This window comes from Streptomyces varsoviensis, assembly GCF_000718635.1.
GTDB lineage: Bacteria > Actinomycetota > Actinomycetes > Streptomycetales > Streptomycetaceae > Streptomyces > Streptomyces varsoviensis.
Genome location: NZ_JOBF01000003.1, coordinates 521,706 through 538,946, shown reverse-complemented (window position 1 = coordinate 538,946; position 17,241 = coordinate 521,706). Strand labels below are relative to the sequence as shown.

Annotated in this window: 12 protein-coding genes and 1 tRNA gene; 8 read left to right on the top strand and 5 right to left on the bottom strand. The window is 74.4% G+C overall.

The window, feature by feature from the left end; all coding sequences use genetic code 11:
• Window position 1: 1 nt before the first annotated feature.
• Window positions 2–74 (top strand) — tRNA-Ala (locus IF55_RS06855).
• 168 nt (window positions 75–242) lie between these two features.
• Here the strand turns inward: IF55_RS06855 and IF55_RS06850 are convergent.
• The gene (locus IF55_RS06850) at window positions 243–1,745 is read right to left on the bottom strand and encodes an NADH-quinone oxidoreductase subunit NuoF family protein (protein ID WP_030876843.1); all 1,503 of its coding nucleotides are present in this window, start codon (window positions 1,743–1,745) and stop codon (window positions 243–245) included.
• Between the two features lie 242 nt (window positions 1,746–1,987).
• Window positions 1,988–2,875 (bottom strand): hypothetical protein, encoded by an 888-nt coding sequence (locus tag IF55_RS35920; RefSeq protein ID WP_051776077.1) that lies wholly within the window; start codon window positions 2,873–2,875, stop codon window positions 1,988–1,990.
• Window positions 2,876–3,222: 347 nt separating this feature from the next.
• Between IF55_RS35920 and IF55_RS06840 the strand changes: the two genes are divergently transcribed.
• From IF55_RS06840 to IF55_RS06815, 6 genes are all read left to right on the top strand, one after another.
• Entirely contained in the window at window positions 3,223–5,187 is a 1,965-nt protein-coding gene (locus IF55_RS06840; RefSeq protein ID WP_030876838.1) for a S53 family peptidase, read from the top strand.
• A gap of 345 nt (window positions 5,188–5,532) precedes the next feature.
• Entirely contained in the window at window positions 5,533–8,400 is a 2,868-nt protein-coding gene (leuS, locus tag IF55_RS06835; RefSeq protein ID WP_030876824.1) for a leucine--tRNA ligase, read from the top strand.
• Between the two features lie 175 nt (window positions 8,401–8,575).
• Window positions 8,576–9,412, top strand: a complete 837-nt coding sequence (locus tag IF55_RS06830) for a hypothetical protein (RefSeq protein WP_030876820.1) — start codon at window positions 8,576–8,578, stop codon at window positions 9,410–9,412.
• Between the two features lie 87 nt (window positions 9,413–9,499).
• Window positions 9,500–10,345 (top strand): DegV family protein, encoded by an 846-nt coding sequence (locus IF55_RS06825; RefSeq protein WP_030876816.1) that lies wholly within the window; start codon window positions 9,500–9,502, stop codon window positions 10,343–10,345.
• A 649-nt stretch (window positions 10,346–10,994) separates the two neighbouring features.
• On the top strand, window positions 10,995–11,654 hold the full coding sequence (locus tag IF55_RS41325) for a ComEA family DNA-binding protein (protein WP_342668277.1): 660 nt from the start codon (window positions 10,995–10,997) through the stop codon (window positions 11,652–11,654).
• A 386-nt stretch (window positions 11,655–12,040) separates the two neighbouring features.
• Window positions 12,041–14,479 (top strand): ComEC/Rec2 family competence protein, encoded by a 2,439-nt coding sequence (locus IF55_RS06815; protein WP_245661105.1) that lies wholly within the window; start codon window positions 12,041–12,043, stop codon window positions 14,477–14,479.
• On the opposite strand, the gene IF55_RS36850 is transcribed toward IF55_RS06815, so the two are convergent.
• Together IF55_RS36850 and IF55_RS06805 are read right to left on the bottom strand one after the other, a co-directional pair.
• On the bottom strand, window positions 14,382–14,663 hold the full coding sequence (locus IF55_RS36850; protein WP_030876810.1) for a hypothetical protein: 282 nt from the start codon (window positions 14,661–14,663) through the stop codon (window positions 14,382–14,384). The two genes, IF55_RS06815 and IF55_RS36850, sit on opposite strands and share 98 nt — an antisense overlap.
• Window positions 14,664–14,930: 267 nt before the next feature.
• Window positions 14,931–15,659 (bottom strand): FadR/GntR family transcriptional regulator, encoded by a 729-nt coding sequence (locus IF55_RS06805; RefSeq protein WP_245661080.1) that lies wholly within the window; start codon window positions 15,657–15,659, stop codon window positions 14,931–14,933.
• Window positions 15,660–15,827: 168 nt separating this feature from the next.
• On the opposite strand from IF55_RS06805, the gene IF55_RS06800 reads away from it, so the two are divergent.
• Entirely contained in the window at window positions 15,828–16,757 is a 930-nt protein-coding gene (locus IF55_RS06800; protein ID WP_030876807.1) for a VOC family protein, read from the top strand.
• Between the two features lie 207 nt (window positions 16,758–16,964).
• Here IF55_RS06800 and IF55_RS06795 read toward each other — a convergent pair whose 3' ends face one another.
• Window positions 16,965–17,213 (bottom strand): hypothetical protein, encoded by a 249-nt coding sequence (locus IF55_RS06795; protein WP_030876805.1) that lies wholly within the window; start codon window positions 17,211–17,213, stop codon window positions 16,965–16,967.
• Window positions 17,214–17,241: the final 28 nt, after the last annotated feature.

The window sequence follows — 17,241 nt, the reverse complement described above, 5'->3', positions numbered from 1 at the left end:
CGGGGCTATAGCTCAGTTGGTAGAGCGCCTGCATGGCATGCAGGAGGTCAGGAGTTCAATTCTCCTTAGCTCCACAATCACGAAGATCCCGCCCGGTCGAGTCTCGACCGGGCGGGGTTTTTGCTTGTGCTTGTGCTCTGGTGGGGGCGGGCTCTCCGGCCGGCCAGGGCAGGGCGGGCGCCGTCTCCCGGAGGCCCGCCCCGGGCGCACGCCGGGCGCGCGGCGACCCGTACGCGCCGTGCTCACTCCCTCCGCTCCAGGCGCAGCGCCAGGGCGGGGCAGCGGCGTACGGCCCGGAGCGCGCGGCCCCGCGAAGACGCCGGGACCTCTTCGGCCGCCAGGACCGGAAAGCCGTCCGTGTCGAGCCGTACGAGCTCCGGGAGCAGCCCCGCGCACAGTCCGTGGCCCTCGCACAGCGTCCAGTCGACGGCCAGCCGCTCGCCGCCCGTGGCCCCCGGGGCGCCCGGCGTGTCCGGGCCCCCGGGCGAGGGCAGGGGCAGCACCCCCGTGGTGCCGCGTCCGCAGCCGTCGCCCAGGACGTGGGCCGCGAGGTCGTCCGCGAACGCCGTCAGGGCCGACAGCACGAAGCGGGCCGCGCCGTCCGGGTGCCCGCACGCGCCCCGGCGGCGTACGGAGTGGGCGGTCCGCCGCACCGTCTCCAGGGCCTCCCGTCCGCCGCCGCCCACCACGTCCGCGAGCGCCCCGGCCAGCGCGGGCAGCCCCAGCCGGCACGGGCCGCACTGCCCGGCCGACTCCCCGGCGAGCCACAGCGCGGCGCGTACGGTCTCGCCGAGCGGGCAGGTGGCGGCGGGGAGCGGGAGGACGGCACCCGCGCCGAGCGTGCCGCCCTGGGCCCGCAGCCCCTCGTACGAGAGGGCGGCGCCGTACGCGGCCGCCTGGTCCAGCCAGCCGCCGTGGTAGCCGCCGACGAGCACCCCCGGGGGCGCCGGGTCGGCCCCGCACGACTCCAGGACGTACGGCAGGGCCACGCCGCTGGGCGCTTCGACGACGCGCGGCCGGCCGACCGCGCCGGCCACGGTCAGCAGCAGCGTGCCCGGTTCGGCGGGGGTGCCGGTCGTGGCGTAGCGGGCCGGGCCGAGGCGGGCGGCGAGGGCGAGTTGGGCGAAGGTCTCGGTGTTGGACAGCAGTGTCGGCACGCCGCCGAGCCCCTCCTCCGAGGCGTGCACGCGCCGCCCGGGCGGCAGCGGAGTTCCGCCTTCCGCCCCGCGCAGGAGGGCCGACGCCTCGCCGGAGACGAGCCGTTCGGGCAGCCGGACGACCCGCGCGCGCAGCGCCCGCCCGCGCCGATCGGCGAGGCCCTGTTCGGCCAGCGCGGCCCGTACGGACTCCTCGGTGGCCTCCCGGGTCACGCCGACCACCAGCGTGCGCGCGCCCAGCGCGCCGGCCGCCAGCAGCGCGCCGTCCAGCACCAAGTGCGGGGCGCGGCGCAGCAGTACGGCGTCCTTGCGGCACGCCGGCTCGCCCTCGCAGCCGTTGACGACCACGGCGGGCCGTACCCCGCGCCGCCGGGCGGCCTCTCCGACGGCCCGCATCTTCCGCGCGAACGGGAAGCCCGCTCCGCCCCGCCCCCGTAAGCCGACCGTATCGGCGGCCTCTGTCACCTGGTCCTCGGTGAGGGACGGCATCGAACCGTGCACCACCAGATGCGCCCTGCGCTCCAGCCGCTCCGCGTCGTCGAACCCGGACGTCAGCCGGGGCACTCCGAGGACCAGCACCTCGGGCACGTCGGGGAGCGGCCCGGCGGCGGCCTGCTCCCCGGGGGCGCCTCGCTCCCCATAGGCGGCCCGTTCTCTATCGGTGGCTCGATCCCTATAGGCGGCCCGTTCCCCACGGACGCGCTCCTCGTAGACGTGCTCCCTATAGGCCGACCGTTCCCCGGACGACGCCCTGGGGGGCGGCTGTTCCCCGGACGACGACCCGGGGGGCGGCCGATCTCCGGAGGGTGGCCGATCCCCGGTGGGCGCGTTCACGAGCCCTCACCCGTGGCCGGGTCGCGTGCCGGGTGCCCCCGGGCGGCGGGGAACGGGCCTGCCTCGGAGCGCGGGACTGCCCCCGAGCGTGGGCCGGGCTCCGAGCGCGGGTCGGGCGCGGGGCGCGGGCGGGGGAGCAGTGGTGTGCCGTCCGCCCGTCGTCGCGCCGGTGCCGACGCGTGCGGCGCCGTGCGCGGCGTGCGCGCGGGGCGCGCCGCATCGGCCTCGCGCCGTCGGGCGCGCCGGGCCCGTACGAGCCGCAGGACCAGCGCGCCCGCCACCGCAGCCAGGCACAGCCCGTAGCAGACGCTCACCCAGGCGGCGGGCGGGCGGCCGGACTTGAGGCCGTGCAGGATCGCCGCGCACCACGCCGGGTACGCGCAGGCGTGCAGCGCCCGCCAGCGGCCGGCGGCCCGGCCGCGCCCCGCGAAGACGCTGCGCAGCGTGCCCGTGGCCGCCGCGAGCACCATCAGATGACCGGCCAGGGACCCGAGCCCGATGAGCCCGCCCGCGCCCCGGACGCCGAGGGAGAACGGCAACAGGGCGGCGAGCGGCCCCACATGGGCGTCCGCGACCTTGAGGGCGACGTGCAGCAGCAGGAAGCCGAGGGCGCAGACCGCGGTCGCGCGGTGCACGGCCTGCGCGAGCAGCCGGCCGCGCGGGGACAGCAGCGCGCGGCCGGACGCGATGAGGCCCCAGACGACCGTGGCGGTCAGGCAGAGCAGCGTGAGCACGCCGCCGGTGTAGTCGAGGAACCGGCGCGGCCCGCCCCCCGCCGCGAACGGCAGCGTCAGCGCGAGGGCGATCAGGGCGAGGCTCCCGGCGGCGAGCGCCTGGCGGGGCGGTCTCAGGGGCGTGGCACGGCCCCTGCGGTGTATGTGCATGGCCCCGCACGCTAGGCACCGGGGGCGGGCGGCGCGGCGGCCTTCCGGCAACCGCGACGGCCGGCGGTGCGGCGCTGCTAACGTCGGTCCGTTCAGCCGGTCCCGCGCGGCCCGCGCGGCCGCCTCCCCGCACCCGTGACCCGCTCGCCGTCAAGAGCTGTGGACGGGCGTCCCGGGGGAGCATTCACGAGCGTCCAACGGCATGCGTGATCATGACCCTTCCTTGGGCCCTTCTTGATGAACACATGCCCCCTGTATGAACGCTTGGCCGAAAGAGTGGCGTTTTACGTGGGCGCTACATCCAGCACCTTCGTCCTAACGCGATGGATCGGACCGCAGGGGGTTCCATGAGATCAAGCCGCTCCAGAGTGCGCGCCGGACTGGCCGCGGCGGCGACGCTGCCGCTGGTCGCCGGCGCTCTCGCGCTCGGCGTGCCCACCGCAAACGCCGACTCCGGACCGCACGACCGGCACGCGCTCCAGGGCACCAAGCCCCAGTGGGCCACGCCGAAGGCCGACCGCGGTGACACGCCCCGGGCGGACAAGATCGCCGTCCGCGTCTACCTCGCCGGGCGCGACGCCCCCGGACTGGCCGCGTACGCCCGGTCCGTCTCGGACCCGAACTCGGCCTCGTACGGCAAGTACTTGAGCGCGAAGCAGGCGAAGGCCCGCTTCGGCGCCACCAAGGAGCAGATAGCCAAGGTCGGCGACTGGCTGACCTCCTCCGGCCTCAAGGTGACCGGCACCAACGGCCACTACATCTCGGTGAGCGGCGACACGGCCGCCGCCGAGAAGGCGTTCGGCACCCGGCTGCACAACTACGTGAAGGACGGGAAGACCTACCACGCCCCGTCCAGCGACGCCACCGTGCCCGCGGCGCTGAACGGCGCGGTCCTCACCGTCGTCGGCCTCAACAACGCGCCCCGGCTGGCCAAGCACGACGCGACGCTGCCGCCCCCGAGCGCCGTATACCGCAACTCCGGCCCGTTCTCCACGTATTACGGCTCCAAGGTCAACAAGAACCTGCCGTCGGCCTACGGGACGCACCAGCCGTACGCGATCAAGGGTTACACCGGCAAGCAGTTGCGGGCCGCCTATGGGGCCAAGAACTTCACCGGCAAGGACGTGACCGTCGCGATCACCGACGCGTACGCCTCGCCGACCATCGCCGAGGACGCCCAGCGCTACGCCAAGCGCAACGGCGACAAGAGCTACCGCAAGGGCCAGCTCACCCAGGTGCTGCCCGACGACTACACGCACACCGGCGAGAACGAGTGCGGCGCGGCCGGCTGGTACGGCGAGGAGACCCTCGACGTCGAGGCCGTGCACGCCGTCGCCCCCGCGGCCGACATCGTCTACGTCGGCGCCGCGTCCTGCCAGGACGACGACTTCATCGACTCCCTGAACAAGATCGTCGACAACCGCCTCGCCGACATCGTCTCCAATTCCTGGGGCGACATCGAGGCCAACGAGACCCCGGACACGGCCGCGGCCTACGACCGGATCTTCCAGATGGGCGCCGTCGAGGGCATCGGCTTCTACTTCTCCTCCGGCGACAACGGCGACAACGCCGCCAAGACCGGCACGAAGCAGGTAGACACCCCCGCCAACTCCCCGTGGGTCACCTCCGTCGGCGGCACCTCGCTCGCCGTCGGCAAGGGGAACACGTACCAGTGGGAGACCGGCTGGGGCACCCACAAGGCCGACCTCTCCAAGAGCGGCGATAGCTGGACCTCGATGCCCGGCGCGTACACCGGCGGCGCGGGCGGCGGCACCAGCAAGCTCTACGAGCAGCCCTTCTACCAGCGCGGCGTGGTCCCGGACGCGCTCTCCAAGGCGAACGGCTCCAAGCCGATGCGCGTCGAGCCCGACATCTCCGCGGTCGGCGACCCGCAGACCGGCTTCCTGGTCGGCCAGACCCAGACCTTCCCGGACGGCTCGCAGCAGTACGCCGAGTACCGCATCGGCGGCACCTCGCTGTCCGCGCCGGTGATCGCCGGCGTCCAGGCGCTCGTCCAGCAGGCGCGGCACGGCGTGCCCGTCGGCTTCGCCAACCCGGGCATCTACGACCGGTACGGCACCGGCGCCTACCACGACGTCACCGACCACCCGCTGGGCCAGGGCCGCGGCCTCGGCGTCGTGCGCGTCGACTACGCCAACGGCTTCGACGCCAAGGACGGGCTGCTCACCTCGCTGCGCAGCCTGGGCGGCGACAGCTCGCTCTCCGCGACCGTCGGCTACGACAACGTCACCGGCGTCGGCTCCCCGTCGAGCGACTACGTGACCTCGTACCGGCCGGGGAAGCGCCACTAGCACCCGGGTGCCGACAGGGCGCCCGGCGGCCGCTCAGCGGCCGCCAGGAGGCCCGTACGGCGCCGGCACGGCCCGCGCCGGGGTGGAACCTCGGTGCGGGCCTTTCGGCGGCTGCGGTAACCTGACCCCATGCGTGCCGTACGCCTTCTGCTTAGCCGGCCGCGCTGAACAGCACCGACCGGTGCATCCCACCAGGTCGGACTCGGCGCGGCGTCCCCTCCTGTGCGAGGGGATTTTGCATTTCGGGCGCGGTTGCGGAGACCGGTGGCCCCGGACGCGAGCAGCGCCGACGCAGGCAGTCCGGAAGCGGGCAGACGGGCAGAGACGATCGATGGAGCTAGGACGATGAGCGAGACCAATTCCGCCGCCGAGGTGGCCGCGCCGCACCGTTACACGGCCGCACTGGCCGCTGACATCGAGGCACGCTGGCAGGACTTCTGGGACGCGAACGGCACGTACGAGGCGCCCAACCCCAGCGGCGACCTGGCGGGCGCGCCCGAGACCGTGGCGCTGCCCAAGAAGTTCATCATGGACATGTTCCCCTACCCCTCGGGCGCGGGGCTGCACGTCGGCCACCCGCTGGGCTTCATCGCCACCGATGTGCACGCCCGCTACCACCGCATGACCGGCCACAACGTCCTGCACACCCTGGGCTTCGACGCCTTCGGGCTGCCCGCCGAGCAGTACGCCGTGCAGACCGGCACCCACCCCCGGGCCTCCACGGAGGCCAACATCGTCAACATGCGGCGGCAGCTCCGCCGGCTGGGCCTGGGCCACGACCAGCGCCGCTCGATCGAGACGATCGACCCGGAGTACTACAAGTGGACGCAGTGGATCTTCCTGCGGATCTTCAACTCCTGGTACGACGACGAGGCCCGGCGCGCCCGCCCCATCGACGAGCTGGTGGAGCAGTTCGCCCGCGGTGAGCGGCCGACCCCGGACGGGCGCCCCTGGGGCGACCTGAGCGCCGCGGAGCGCGCCGACGTCCTCAGCGACCACCGCCTCGCCTACGCCTCCGACGCGCCCGTCAACTGGTGCCCCGGCCTGGGCACCGTACTGGCCAACGAGGAGGTCACCGCCGAGGGCCGCTCCGAGCGCGGCAACTACCCGGTCTTCAAGGCCAAGCTGCGCCAGTGGAACATGCGCATCACCGCCTACGCCGACCGGCTGCTGGACGACCTGGACGGGCTGGACTGGCCCGAGGCCATCAAGCTGCAGCAGCGCAACTGGATCGGGCGCAGCGAGGGCGCGCGGGTGGACTTCCCCGTGGGCGACGAGAAGATCACGGTCTTCACCACCCGGCAGGACACGCTGTTCGGCGCGACCTACATGGTGCTGGCCCCCGAGCACGAGCTGGTCGAGAAGATCACCCCGGCCGCCTGGCCGGAGGGCACCCACGAGGTCTGGACCGGCGGCCACGCCACCCCGGCCGACGCCGTCGCCGCGTACCGCAAGCAGGCCGCCGCCAAGTCCGACGTCGAGCGGCAGGCCGACGCCAAGGAGAAGACCGGCGTCTTCACCGGCGCGTACGCGATCAACCCGGTCAGCGGCGAGCCGACCCCCGTCTTCATCGCCGACTACGTGCTCATGGGCTACGGCACCGGCGCGATCATGGCCGTCCCCGCGCACGACAGCCGCGACTTCGCCTTCGCCCGCGCCTTCGAACTGCCGATGCGCTGCGTCGTCGAGCCCGCCGACGACCGCGGCACGGACCCCGCCGCCTGGGACGCCGCCTTCGACTCGTACGACGCGAAGCTGATCAACTCCGCGAACCAGGAGATCTCGCTGAACGGCCTGGGCGTCACCGACGCCAAGGCGGCCATCACCGACTGGCTGGCCGAGCGTGGCATCGGCGAGGGCACCGTCAACTTCCGGCTGCGCGACTGGCTGTTCAGCCGCCAGCGCTACTGGGGCGAGCCCTTCCCGATCGTCTACGACGAGGACGGCGTCGCCCACGCGCTGCCCGAGTCGATGCTGCCCCTGGAACTGCCCGAGGTCGACGACTACTCACCCCGGACCTTCGACCCCGAGGACGCGGACACCTCCCCGGAGACCCCGCTGTCCCGCAACGAGGACTGGGTGAACGTCACCCTGGACCTGGGCGACGGCAACGGCCCCCAGCGGTACCGCCGCGAGACCAACACCATGCCCAACTGGGCGGGTTCCTGCTGGTACGAACTGCGCTACCTGGACCCGCACAACAGCGAGCGGTTCGTCGCCCCGGACACCGAGCGCTACTGGATGGGCCCGCGCGAGGGCCAGCCGCACGGCGGCGTCGACCTGTACGTCGGCGGCGCCGAGCACGCCGTACTGCACCTGCTGTACGCGCGCTTCTGGTCCAAGGTGCTGTTCGACCTGGGGCACATCTCGTCCTCCGAGCCGTTCCACAAGCTCTACAACCAGGGCATGATCCAGGCCTACGTCTACCGGGACAGCCGCGGCATCGCCGTCCCGGCCGCCGAGGTGGAGGAGCGCGACGGCGCGTACTACTACCAGGGCGAGAAGGTCAGCCGGCTGCTGGGCAAGATGGGCAAGTCCCTGAAGAACGCCGTCACGCCGGACGAGATCTGCGCCGAGTACGGCGCCGACACGCTGCGCCTGTACGAGATGGCCATGGGCCCCCTGGACGTCTCGCGCCCCTGGGACACGCGGGCCGTCGTCGGCCAGTACCGGCTGCTGCAGCGCCTGTGGCGCAACGTCGTGGACGAGGCCACCGGCGAGGTCACCGTCGTCGACGCCGAGCCCGACGAGGACACGCTGCGCGCCCTGCACAAGGCCGTCGACGGCGTCCGGCAGGACCTGGCCGGGCTGCGCTTCAACACCGCGATCGCCAAGATCACCGAGCTGAACAACCACGTCACCAAGGTGCGCCAGGTGCCCCGGTCCGTCGCCGAGCCGCTGGTGCTGCTGATCGCGCCGCTGGCCCCGCACATCGCCGAGGAGCTGTGGCGCAAGCTGGGCCACCAGGACTCCGTGGTCCACCACGACTTCCCGGTCGCCGACCCCGCGTACGTCGTGGACGAGTCCGTGACCTGCGTCGTCCAGCTCAAGGGCAAGGTCAAGGCGCGTCTGGAGGTCTCCCCGTCGATCTCCGACGAGGAGCTGGAGAAGCTGGCGCTGGCCGATGAGGCCGTGGTCGCGGCCCTGGGCGGCGCGGGCATCCGGAAGGTGATCGTCCGAGCGCCGAAGCTGGTGAACATCGTTCCGGCGTGACCCCGAGTTCGGGGTTCTTCCCTAAGGGCAGGTTGGGGGTTCGTTTGGAACCCCCGGCCTGCCCGCGGCGTTTACGGTGGAGGAAGGTGAGAAACCACCGTCCACCGCCTCCACCGACGGCGGGCGGCCGACGGTGTCGCCGACAACAGTCCGCCGAGCCGCTGAGGAGCGACCCATGCAGGCCGTGGCCGTGATCGTTGCGTTGTTCTTCGCGGCATTCGTGGCGCTGGGGGTGATCGCCGCCGTCAAGACCGTACGAGCGGTGAAGCGCGGCGTCGACCGCACGGTCCACCAGACCCGGCGCACGGTCGAGGACACCCGGCTGAAGGCCAAGCAGTACACCCAGCCCGGCCCCGCCGGCGAACTGGCCGAGCTGCGGCTCTCACTGCGCTCCGCGATGCGGGCGACGCAGGACGCGCTGCGCCTCGCCGCCGCGGAGGACGCCTCGCTGTCCGAGGCCATGGGCCTCTTCGACCGCCTCAGCGAGCACGGACACCAGCTCGACGACGAGCTGCGGCGGCTGGAGGGCGAGCCGGACAAGGCCCGCGTCGCGGCCCGGCTGCCGGAGCTGAGGGAGCGTACGGACCGGGTGCGGCACTCCGCGAACTCGCTGCGGTGGGCGGCACAGGACCGGGCGCGGCGGTTCGTCGACGACGACCTCGCGGCGCTCAGCGATCAGATCGACCTGGAGGCGGGGGCGCTGCGGCACTGGGTGCCGGCGGAGGAGGGCGTCGGTGGGGGTGATGGTTCTCCTGGGGCCGCTGGAACTTCTGGGGCTGCCGGCGGGGCTGCGATGACGGGGGCCGCTGGTTCGGGTGGTTCGGACGGGGTCAAGGGGGCCGGCACCGGCTCCGGCTCGGGTTTCGGCGCGGGTGCCGGCTCTGGTGCCAGCTCGGGTTCCGGTTCGGGTTCCGGTCTTGGGAGCAAGCCGTCCGCGATCTCCGGGGGCGAGCAGGGGCGGCCGCGCGTCTACCCCTGGCAGAAGACCAGCCGCCCCGAGAACAGCCTCTGACCTCACTGGCCACACGCGTAAGGTGGCACGAGCGCCCGGCGGGGTCCGCACTGCCGCCGGGAGAGCCTGACGGGTAACCTCCGGGGCATGTCCCCCCATGTCGCGATCGTCACCGATTCCACGGCCTACCTGCCGCAGCAGGCGATGGAGCGGCACCGCATCACGAGCGTGCCGCTGACGGTCGTACTCGGCGACGAGGCGCTCGAAGAGGGCACCGAGATCTCGGCCCGCTCCGTCGCGACGGCCCTCCAGAAGCGCAGGCCGGTGACGACTTCCCGGCCCAGCCCAGCGGTCTTCGCGGCCGCGTACCGCAAGGCGGCCGAGGCGGGGGCCGCGGGCATCGTGTCGCTGCATCTGTCGGCCGAGTTCTCCGGCACGTACGACGCGGCGGTGCTCGCGGCACAGGAGGCGCCCGTGCCGGTACGGGTCGTGGACACCGGCATGGTCGCGATGGCGCTGGGCTTCTGCGCGCTGGCGGCGGCCGAGACGGTGGAGGCCGGCGGGTCCCTGGACGAGGCCGTCGCGGCGGCCGAGAAGCGCGCCGAGGGCACCGCCGCGTACTTCTACGTCGACACCCTCGACTACCTGCGGCGGGGCGGCCGGATCGGCGCGGCGCAGGCGCTGCTGGGCTCGGCGCTCGCCGTCAAGCCGCTGCTGCAACTGGACAACGGCCGGATCGAGCTGATGGAGAAGGTGCGTACGGCATCGAAGGCCATCGCCCGGCTGGAGGAGATCGTGGTCGAACGGGCCGGGGCGAGCCACGTCGATGTCGCGGTCCACCACCTCGCGGCCGCCGAACGGGCCGACGCGCTCGCCGAACGGCTGCGGGGCCGCCTCCCCGACCTCGCGGAACTGCACGTCAGCGAGGTGGGCGCGGTGATCGGCGCGCACACGGGGCCGGGGCTGCTGGGGGCCGTGGTCTCGCCTCGCTGATCACCCTCGCGGGTGACCGGGTTATCCACAACTGGCGAGTTATCCACGGAAATTGGGGGCTCGCAGCGAGATCGGCCGATCGTGCCTACCGTCGTTCGACATGACGCCATCACGATCACGCACAGCGACGACGGGCCCCGGCCGCGGCCCCGACCCACGAGCCATGCGACGCCGCGTCTCGCGCCGCGCGCCGAGTCCTGCTCAGGCTGCCGCGCGGGAGCGCGCGGCCGAACTCTTCGCGGGGGCTGCGGGGCGGGGCCCGGGACGGAGCCCGGGTGTGGCGTCGAGAGGCGCGCCAGGCGCGCGAGGCGCGCCAGGCCCGTCAGGTCTGCGAGGGCGGCGGGTGGTGGTTCTCGGGGCGGGCGCGGAGGGCTCCGAGGAGCGGGACCGCTGGGGTGCGCGGGTTGCCGCGTCGGGACTGAGGGATGGGCCCGGGGCGGTGCCGGTGGCGGTGCCAGCGCCTCCGCCGGGGGCAGGGGCGTCGGGGCATCGCGAAGCGTTTCGTCGGGATGAGGAGAATGCCGCGGGTCGGGGCCCGGAGCGGGCAGCGGGGCCCGCGACCGGCCTTGTCGGCGGAGGCGACAGCGAAGGCTCCAGCGGTCCCGGGGAGCACGTCCGGAGGCGGCGGCGCGGGCACTGGGCGCGCGGGTTGGGGGAGCGGGCGCGCCTGTGGGCGCAGCTTCGTTGCGGCATCGAGCCGAAGACGCTGGCCGCCGTGGCGGCGGCGTTGTTGGCCGTGTGCGTCTTCGCGGTGCACCACTTCTGGACCGGACGTCCGCAGACGGTACGGGCGCCCGTCGCCGACGCGCCGAGCCCTCGACCCACCCCGGCCCCTCCGCCGATGGCGGGCCGGAACGGTCAGCGGGTCGTGGTCGACATCGTGGGCAAGGTACGCACCCCCGGCGTACGGCGGCTGCCGGCCGGGTCGCGGGTCGCCGACGCGCTCAGGGCGGCCGGTGGCGTTCGTGAGGGGACGGACACCAGTGGCCTGAACCGGGCCAGGGTCCTCACGGACGGTGAACAGATCGCGGTGGGCAAGCCGCCGGCCGCCGCTCCGGCCTCGCCCGGAGCCGTCGCGCCGGGCGGTACGGCGGGTGGGGCCGCCGGTGGCCCGGCCGGGCCGGTCAGCCTCAACTCCGCCACCGCGACGCAGTTGGACGCTCTCCCCGGCGTCGGCCCCGTGCTGGCCCAGCACATCCTCGACTACCGCACCCAGCACGGCGGGTTCACGTCCATCGACGAACTCCGGCGCGTCAACGGCATCGGCGCCCGCCGCTTCGCCGACCTCCGCCCGCTGGTCCAGCCATGACCGCCGCCCGCCTCGCCGTCCACGCCGCCGCGCGCTCCCCGCACGGCGCCGCCAACCCCCGCCAGGAGGGCCCGCCCGACCTGCGCCTCATCCTTCCCGCCCTCGCCACCTGGGCGGCCGCCGCCCTCGCCCTGACCGCCCCCGGCACCACCGTCGCCGTGGCCTGCGCGATCGCCACCCTGGCGGCCGTCCTCCTGCTCCTGACCGCCCGCCGCCGAGCCGCGAGGCCCGCGCCCTGCGTTTCTGAGCCACCCCCACCCGTCGAGCCGCCGGCGTCTCCCGCGCCAACTCCGCCAGGACGAACGGCGGCGGACCCGACAGCGCGCCGGGAGGTGGGGCATGCACCCGGCGCGACGGCGGACAGCGGACCGGGCGGTGCTCCGGGGATGCGAAGGGAGGAGGGGAGCGCTCCGGGCAGGGCTTCCGTGATGGGGGGAGGCGGGGGCGGGCTGTTGGGCAGGGGACCGGCACGGGAGTGGCGGGCGCAAGGAGTGAGGGTGGCGGTCGCGGGGGTGTTGTTGTGTGCGGCGGCTGGTGCGGCGTCGGCCGCGCTGCATGGTGCGGATACGCGGCGCGGGCCGCTGCCGGGGCTGGCCCGGCAGTACGGCGAGGCGGCGGTGGAGCTGACGGTCACTGGGGACCCGCGGGTGATTCGTCCGCGGGTGCGCGGGGCGGTGATGGCGGCGCCGGGCGTCATGTTCGAGGCGGAGGCGGGCCGGGTCACCACGGTGGACGGGCGTACGACGGTTACCCGGGCCCCGGTGCTGGTCATCGTCCGGCAGCTCGGTGCCAAGGCGCGGCCGTCGGCGCGGTGGCTGGGGCTGCTGCCGTCCACGGGGCTGCGGGTGCGGGGGCAGTTGGCGCCGCCTGCGCGGGAGGGTGAGCGGATCGCCGCCGTGGTGCGTGTCGGAGGGGGCGGGCCGTCGCGGGTGATCCGGCCGCCGACGGCAGCGCAGCGCGTGGCGGGGCGGTTGCGCGCGGGGTTGCGCGACGCGACGGAGGGGCTTGCCCCGGACGCCCGCGCGCTGTTGCCGGGGCTGGTGGTGGGCGACACGGCCCGGGTGTCGCCCGAGCTTGACGCGGCGTTCCGGGCGACGGATCTGACCCATCTGCTCGCGGTGTCCGGCAGCAACCTGACGATCATCCTCGTGCTGCTGATCGGGCCCGCGCATCTCGCCGGGCGCGCGGAGCGGCGCGGGCTGGCGGCGCGGCTCGGGGTGCCGCTGCGGGCGACGGCGTGGCTGGGCGGCGGGCTGACGCTGGCGTTCGTCGTCGTGTGCCGGCCGGACCCCAGCGTGCTCAGGGCCGCGGCCTGCGGTCTCATCACGCTGCTCGCCATCGGCACGGGGCGGCGGCGCACCCTGCTGCCCGCGCTGGCCGGGGCCGTGATGCTGCTGGTCTTCTACGATCCGTGGCTGGCGCGCAGTTACGGGTTCCTGCTGTCCGTGCTGGCCACCGCCGCCCTGCTGACCATCGCCCCGCGCTGGAGCGCGGCCCTGCGGCACAGAGGACTGCCGCCGCGGGCGGCCGAGGCGCTGGCGGCCGCAGCCGCGGCGCAAGCGGTCTGCGCCCCGGTCGTCGTGGTGCTGGCCGCCCGCGTGAGCCTCGTGGCCGTTCCCTGCAACCTCCTCGCGGAACTGGCGGTCGGCCCCGCCACGGTCCTCGGGTTCGCGGCGCTCGCCGTCGCGCCGCTCGCGCTGCCGGCGGCCGCGGGGCTGGCCTGGCTCGCGGGGTGGCCGGCCGGCTGGATCGCCGCGGTGGCCCGTACGGGCGCGGGGCTGCCGGGCGCGGAGTTCGGCTGGCCGGAGGGGTGGGGCGGGGGGTTGCTGTTGGCGGGGGCCACGGGGGCCGCGGTGTTCGTGGGCCGGAGAGCGCTGCACCACCCCTTGCTGTGCGCGGCGGTCGCGCTGCTGCTGCTCGTCGCCGTCGTCCGGCCGGCCCCGCTGACCCGGGCGGTCACCGGCTGGCCGCCGCCCGGCTGGCGCATGGTGGCGTGCGATGTGGGGCAGGGCGACGCGCTGGTACTGGCCGCCGGTCCCGGCACGGCCGTCGTGGTGGACGCCGGGCCCGAACCCCGCGCCGTCGACCGGTGCCTGAGCGACCTCGGCGTGGAGACCGTGCCGCTCCTGGTGCTGACCCACTTCCACGCCGATCACACCGAGGGGCTGCCCGGCGCGCTGCGCGGGCGGGCCGTCGGCGCGATCGAGACGACGACGCTGGAGGAGCCGCCCGAGCAGGTGGCGGCCGTGCGGCGCGAGGCGGCCGCCGCACGGGTGCCGGTGGTCGCCGCGGTGCCGGGGGAGCGGCGGCACGTCGGCGGCCTGTCGTGGGAGGTGCTGTGGCCCCCGGCGGCGGCCGGGCCCGCGGGGGCGGCCGTCGAGGAGGGGCCCAATGACGCGAGCGTCACACTCCTCGTCCGTACGGGCGGGCTGACCGCGCTGTTGTTGGGGGACCTCGAACCGCCCGCGCAGCAGGCCCTGTTGGCGGCGCACCCGGAGCTGACGGCGGTGGATGTCGTCAAGGTCGCCCACCACGGGTCGGCCTACCAGGACCCGGAGTTGATACGCCGGGTGCGGCCGCGGCTCGCCGTGATCTCGTGCGGGGCGCACAACGTGTACGGGCACCCGGCGCCCCGTACGGTCGCGGCGCTGCGGTCCGGTGGCGCTGCGGTGCTGCGTACCGACACGGACGGCCCGGTCGCGGTGGTGGGGGACGGCTCCGGGGTGGTCAGGGCTGGACGCAGGGGGAGCCCGGGCGGGCCCGCAGATCGGCGCAGGGCACGTGGACGTAGGCGCGCATGGTGTTCTTGGCGGTGTCGCCGCTGAGGAAGCCCTCCAGCGTGACGCGGTCCCTGGGTCCGGCCCCGGAGAGCAGGACGAGGAGCTTGAAATGGTTGCGCTTGTTGAGCGGCACGCGGGGCGGGGTGAGGCGGCTGCCCTCGGGGCGCGGTCCGCCGTTGCGCGTCAGCCTGGCGGCGAGGTTCGGCGGGTTGGCGTCCGGGACCGCCACCCCGACGAGGGTGCGGCCCGCGAAGTCGACGGTCAGCGGGCCCAGATCAGCGCGGTCACCAGGAGCCCGGCGGCGAGGATCGTCTGGGTGCTGGCAGCGTCACGGGAGACCTCGCGGGCGGCCGGTCGGGCGTCGAACGTTCGTATGTGGGCAATGTACGAACGCGCCAGGCGCCCCGGGCGCGGTTCCGCCATCTGTCACCGGAGGTTCCCGTCCGCCCGGCCACCGGCCCGTACGAGCCGGGGCGCGGCGGTCACGGTCGGCACGTCAAGGGCTGTCCGGCCGCGGGGAGCCGCCCCCTGGAGTCGGCGGGCTGGTGTGGTGCTCGCGGATCAGCCGCAGCGCGGCGTCGCGGTCCCGCCGCTCCAGCGCGTCCACGATGTCGCGGTGCAGTTCGTGGCGTTGGGCGATGTACTCCCCGAGCGGCTGCTCGCCGCCCGGCAGGACGCCCAGAGTGTGCGCCTCGATGAGGTCCAGCAGGTTGTTGTAGAGCGAGCGGAGCAGGGCGTTGGGGCTGATCGCCGCGATCTGGGCGTGGAGCCGCCAGTTGGCGCGTACGAAGGCGACGGCGTCGGCGGCGGCCACGGCCCGTGCCATCACGTCGAGCTGCCCGCGCAGCAGGGCGAAGTCGGCCGGCGAGGCGTGCCAGAGCGCGTCCTCGATCAGCAGCGGGTCGAGCGCGTCCCTGATGCGCACGGCCTCGGCGACATCCGTCTCCCGCGCGTCGAGGGCGAGGACGGAGTTGCCGAGCCTGACCATCGGCGACGGCTCGGAGGAGAAGATCCCGCCGCCCGGCCCCGGGCGGACGGTCACGAGGCCGCGCGCCTGGAGGAGCCGCAGGGATTCGTTGAACGTCCCCACGGAGACGGCGCATTGGGCGCGCAGCTCCTCCTTGGTGCCGAGGCGGGTGCCGGGTTCGGAGTCCCTGGCCAGCGCGGCGACGCGGCCCGCGGCCTGTTCGGCCCGGCTGGGTGCTGCGGGGCGGGCGGTGTTCACGGCACTCCTCGACATGGCCGGATATTCATTATGAATGTTACAGCCGTACCTACTTGACGCCGCAAACAACAGCGGCGCAGTATCTTCATAATCATCATGCTCAATTAAGGAGAAGGGTCCGCGGACAGTCGCCGGCCCGCTGTGCACGACGGACGAAGGAGCCCTGCCATGGCACTGCACCGTCTGATCTCCATCACCATGGGCGTCCCCGATGTCGCCGGGACGGCCGCGTACTACGCCGACTTCGGCCTCGCCCCGGACGGCGACGGCTGGTTCGCCACCCGCGACGGCGGCCGCCAACTGCGCGTCGTACACGCCCCGACACGCCGCCTGACCGAGGTGCGCGTCGGCGTCGACGACCCCGACGACCTCGCCGCCGCGGCCCACCGGCTCGCCCGCCTCGGCGTGCCGGCCGAGACCGCCGGCGCCTCCCTGACCGCGTACGACAAGGCCACCGGCTTACGCGCGGTCCTCGACGTCGCCCCGCGGCTCGCCCCGCCGGCGGCGGTCCCGGCCACGCCGTACAACGGGCCCGGGCGCGTCGAGCGGGTGGGTTCGCGCGCGCCGGGCACCCAGCGCACCGGGCCGGTCCGGCCGCGCAAGCTCGGCCACGCCGTCGTCGGCACCCCCGACCACGACGCCACCGCCGCCTTCTTCCGCGACGGCCTCGGATTCAAGGCCAGTGACTACATCAAGGACTCAGCGGCGTTCCTGCGCTGCTCCACCGACCACCACAACATCCTCGTCCACAAGGCGCCCGTCGTCTTCCTGCACCACACGTCCTGGCAGGTGGACGACGTCGACGACATCGGCCGCGGCGCGACGGCCATGCTGGAGGACCACCCGGAGCGGCACGTCTGGGGCCTCGGCCGGCACCACGCGGGGTCCAACTTCTTCTGGTACCTCAAGGACCCGGCGGGCAACTTCTGCGAGTACTACTCCGACATGGACTGCGTCGTCGACGACCAGGCGTGGAAACCCGAGGTCTTCGAAGGTGCCAAGGGGCTCTTCAGCTGGGGTCCGCCGCCGCCCCCGTCCTTCCTGGAGCCCGAGGACCTGGCCGCCCTCATGACCGGGAGCCACAGCGCGACGGGGTGACCGGCGCGACGGCCTGAGCGGCGACTGGCGCCTCCGGCGCGGTCGGCGTCACCGGTGCGACCGGTGCGACCGGTGCGACCGGCACCGGACCGCCGGCCGACCGGCACCCTGGCGTCGGCCCGGGAGCCGCCCCCCCCAGCAGCCCGGCTCCGGGGCTCCGGGGGCAGCCCCCGCCCCCGGAGTCGACGACGGAACGCTACGAGCGGATCAGTGGCCGGTCTCCCGCCAGCCCTCGTACTCGGCGGCGAAGGCGTCCAGCGCCATCGCGTCGAGCCGCCCCGCCGGGTCCTCGATCACCACCAGCCACTGCGCGTCCTCGGCGTCGTCCTCGCCCGCCAGCGCGTCCCGGACGAGCTGCGGCTCCTCCCGCACGCCGAAGCGGTCCTCCAGGGACTCGGCCACCTCCTCCGCGGCATCGCGGTCGGGCAGCACCAGCACATGTCGTACGTCGCTCACCCTCACATTCTCCGGCACCCCCGCGGCC

Coding starts and splice junctions, on each gene's coding strand:
- IF55_RS35920 (WP_051776077.1), bottom strand. CDS start 2,875: ATGCACATACACCGCAGGGGCCGTGCCACGCCCCTGAGACCGCCCCGC.
- IF55_RS06840 (WP_030876838.1), top strand. CDS start 3,223: ATGAGATCAAGCCGCTCCAGAGTGCGCGCCGGACTGGCCGCGGCGGCG.
- leuS (WP_030876824.1), top strand. CDS start 5,533: ATGAGCGAGACCAATTCCGCCGCCGAGGTGGCCGCGCCGCACCGTTAC.
- IF55_RS06830 (WP_030876820.1), top strand. CDS start 8,576: ATGCAGGCCGTGGCCGTGATCGTTGCGTTGTTCTTCGCGGCATTCGTG.
- IF55_RS06825 (WP_030876816.1), top strand. CDS start 9,500: ATGTCCCCCCATGTCGCGATCGTCACCGATTCCACGGCCTACCTGCCG.
- IF55_RS06815 (WP_245661105.1), top strand. CDS start 12,041: ATGCGAAGGGAGGAGGGGAGCGCTCCGGGCAGGGCTTCCGTGATGGGG.
- IF55_RS06800 (WP_030876807.1), top strand. CDS start 15,828: ATGGCACTGCACCGTCTGATCTCCATCACCATGGGCGTCCCCGATGTC.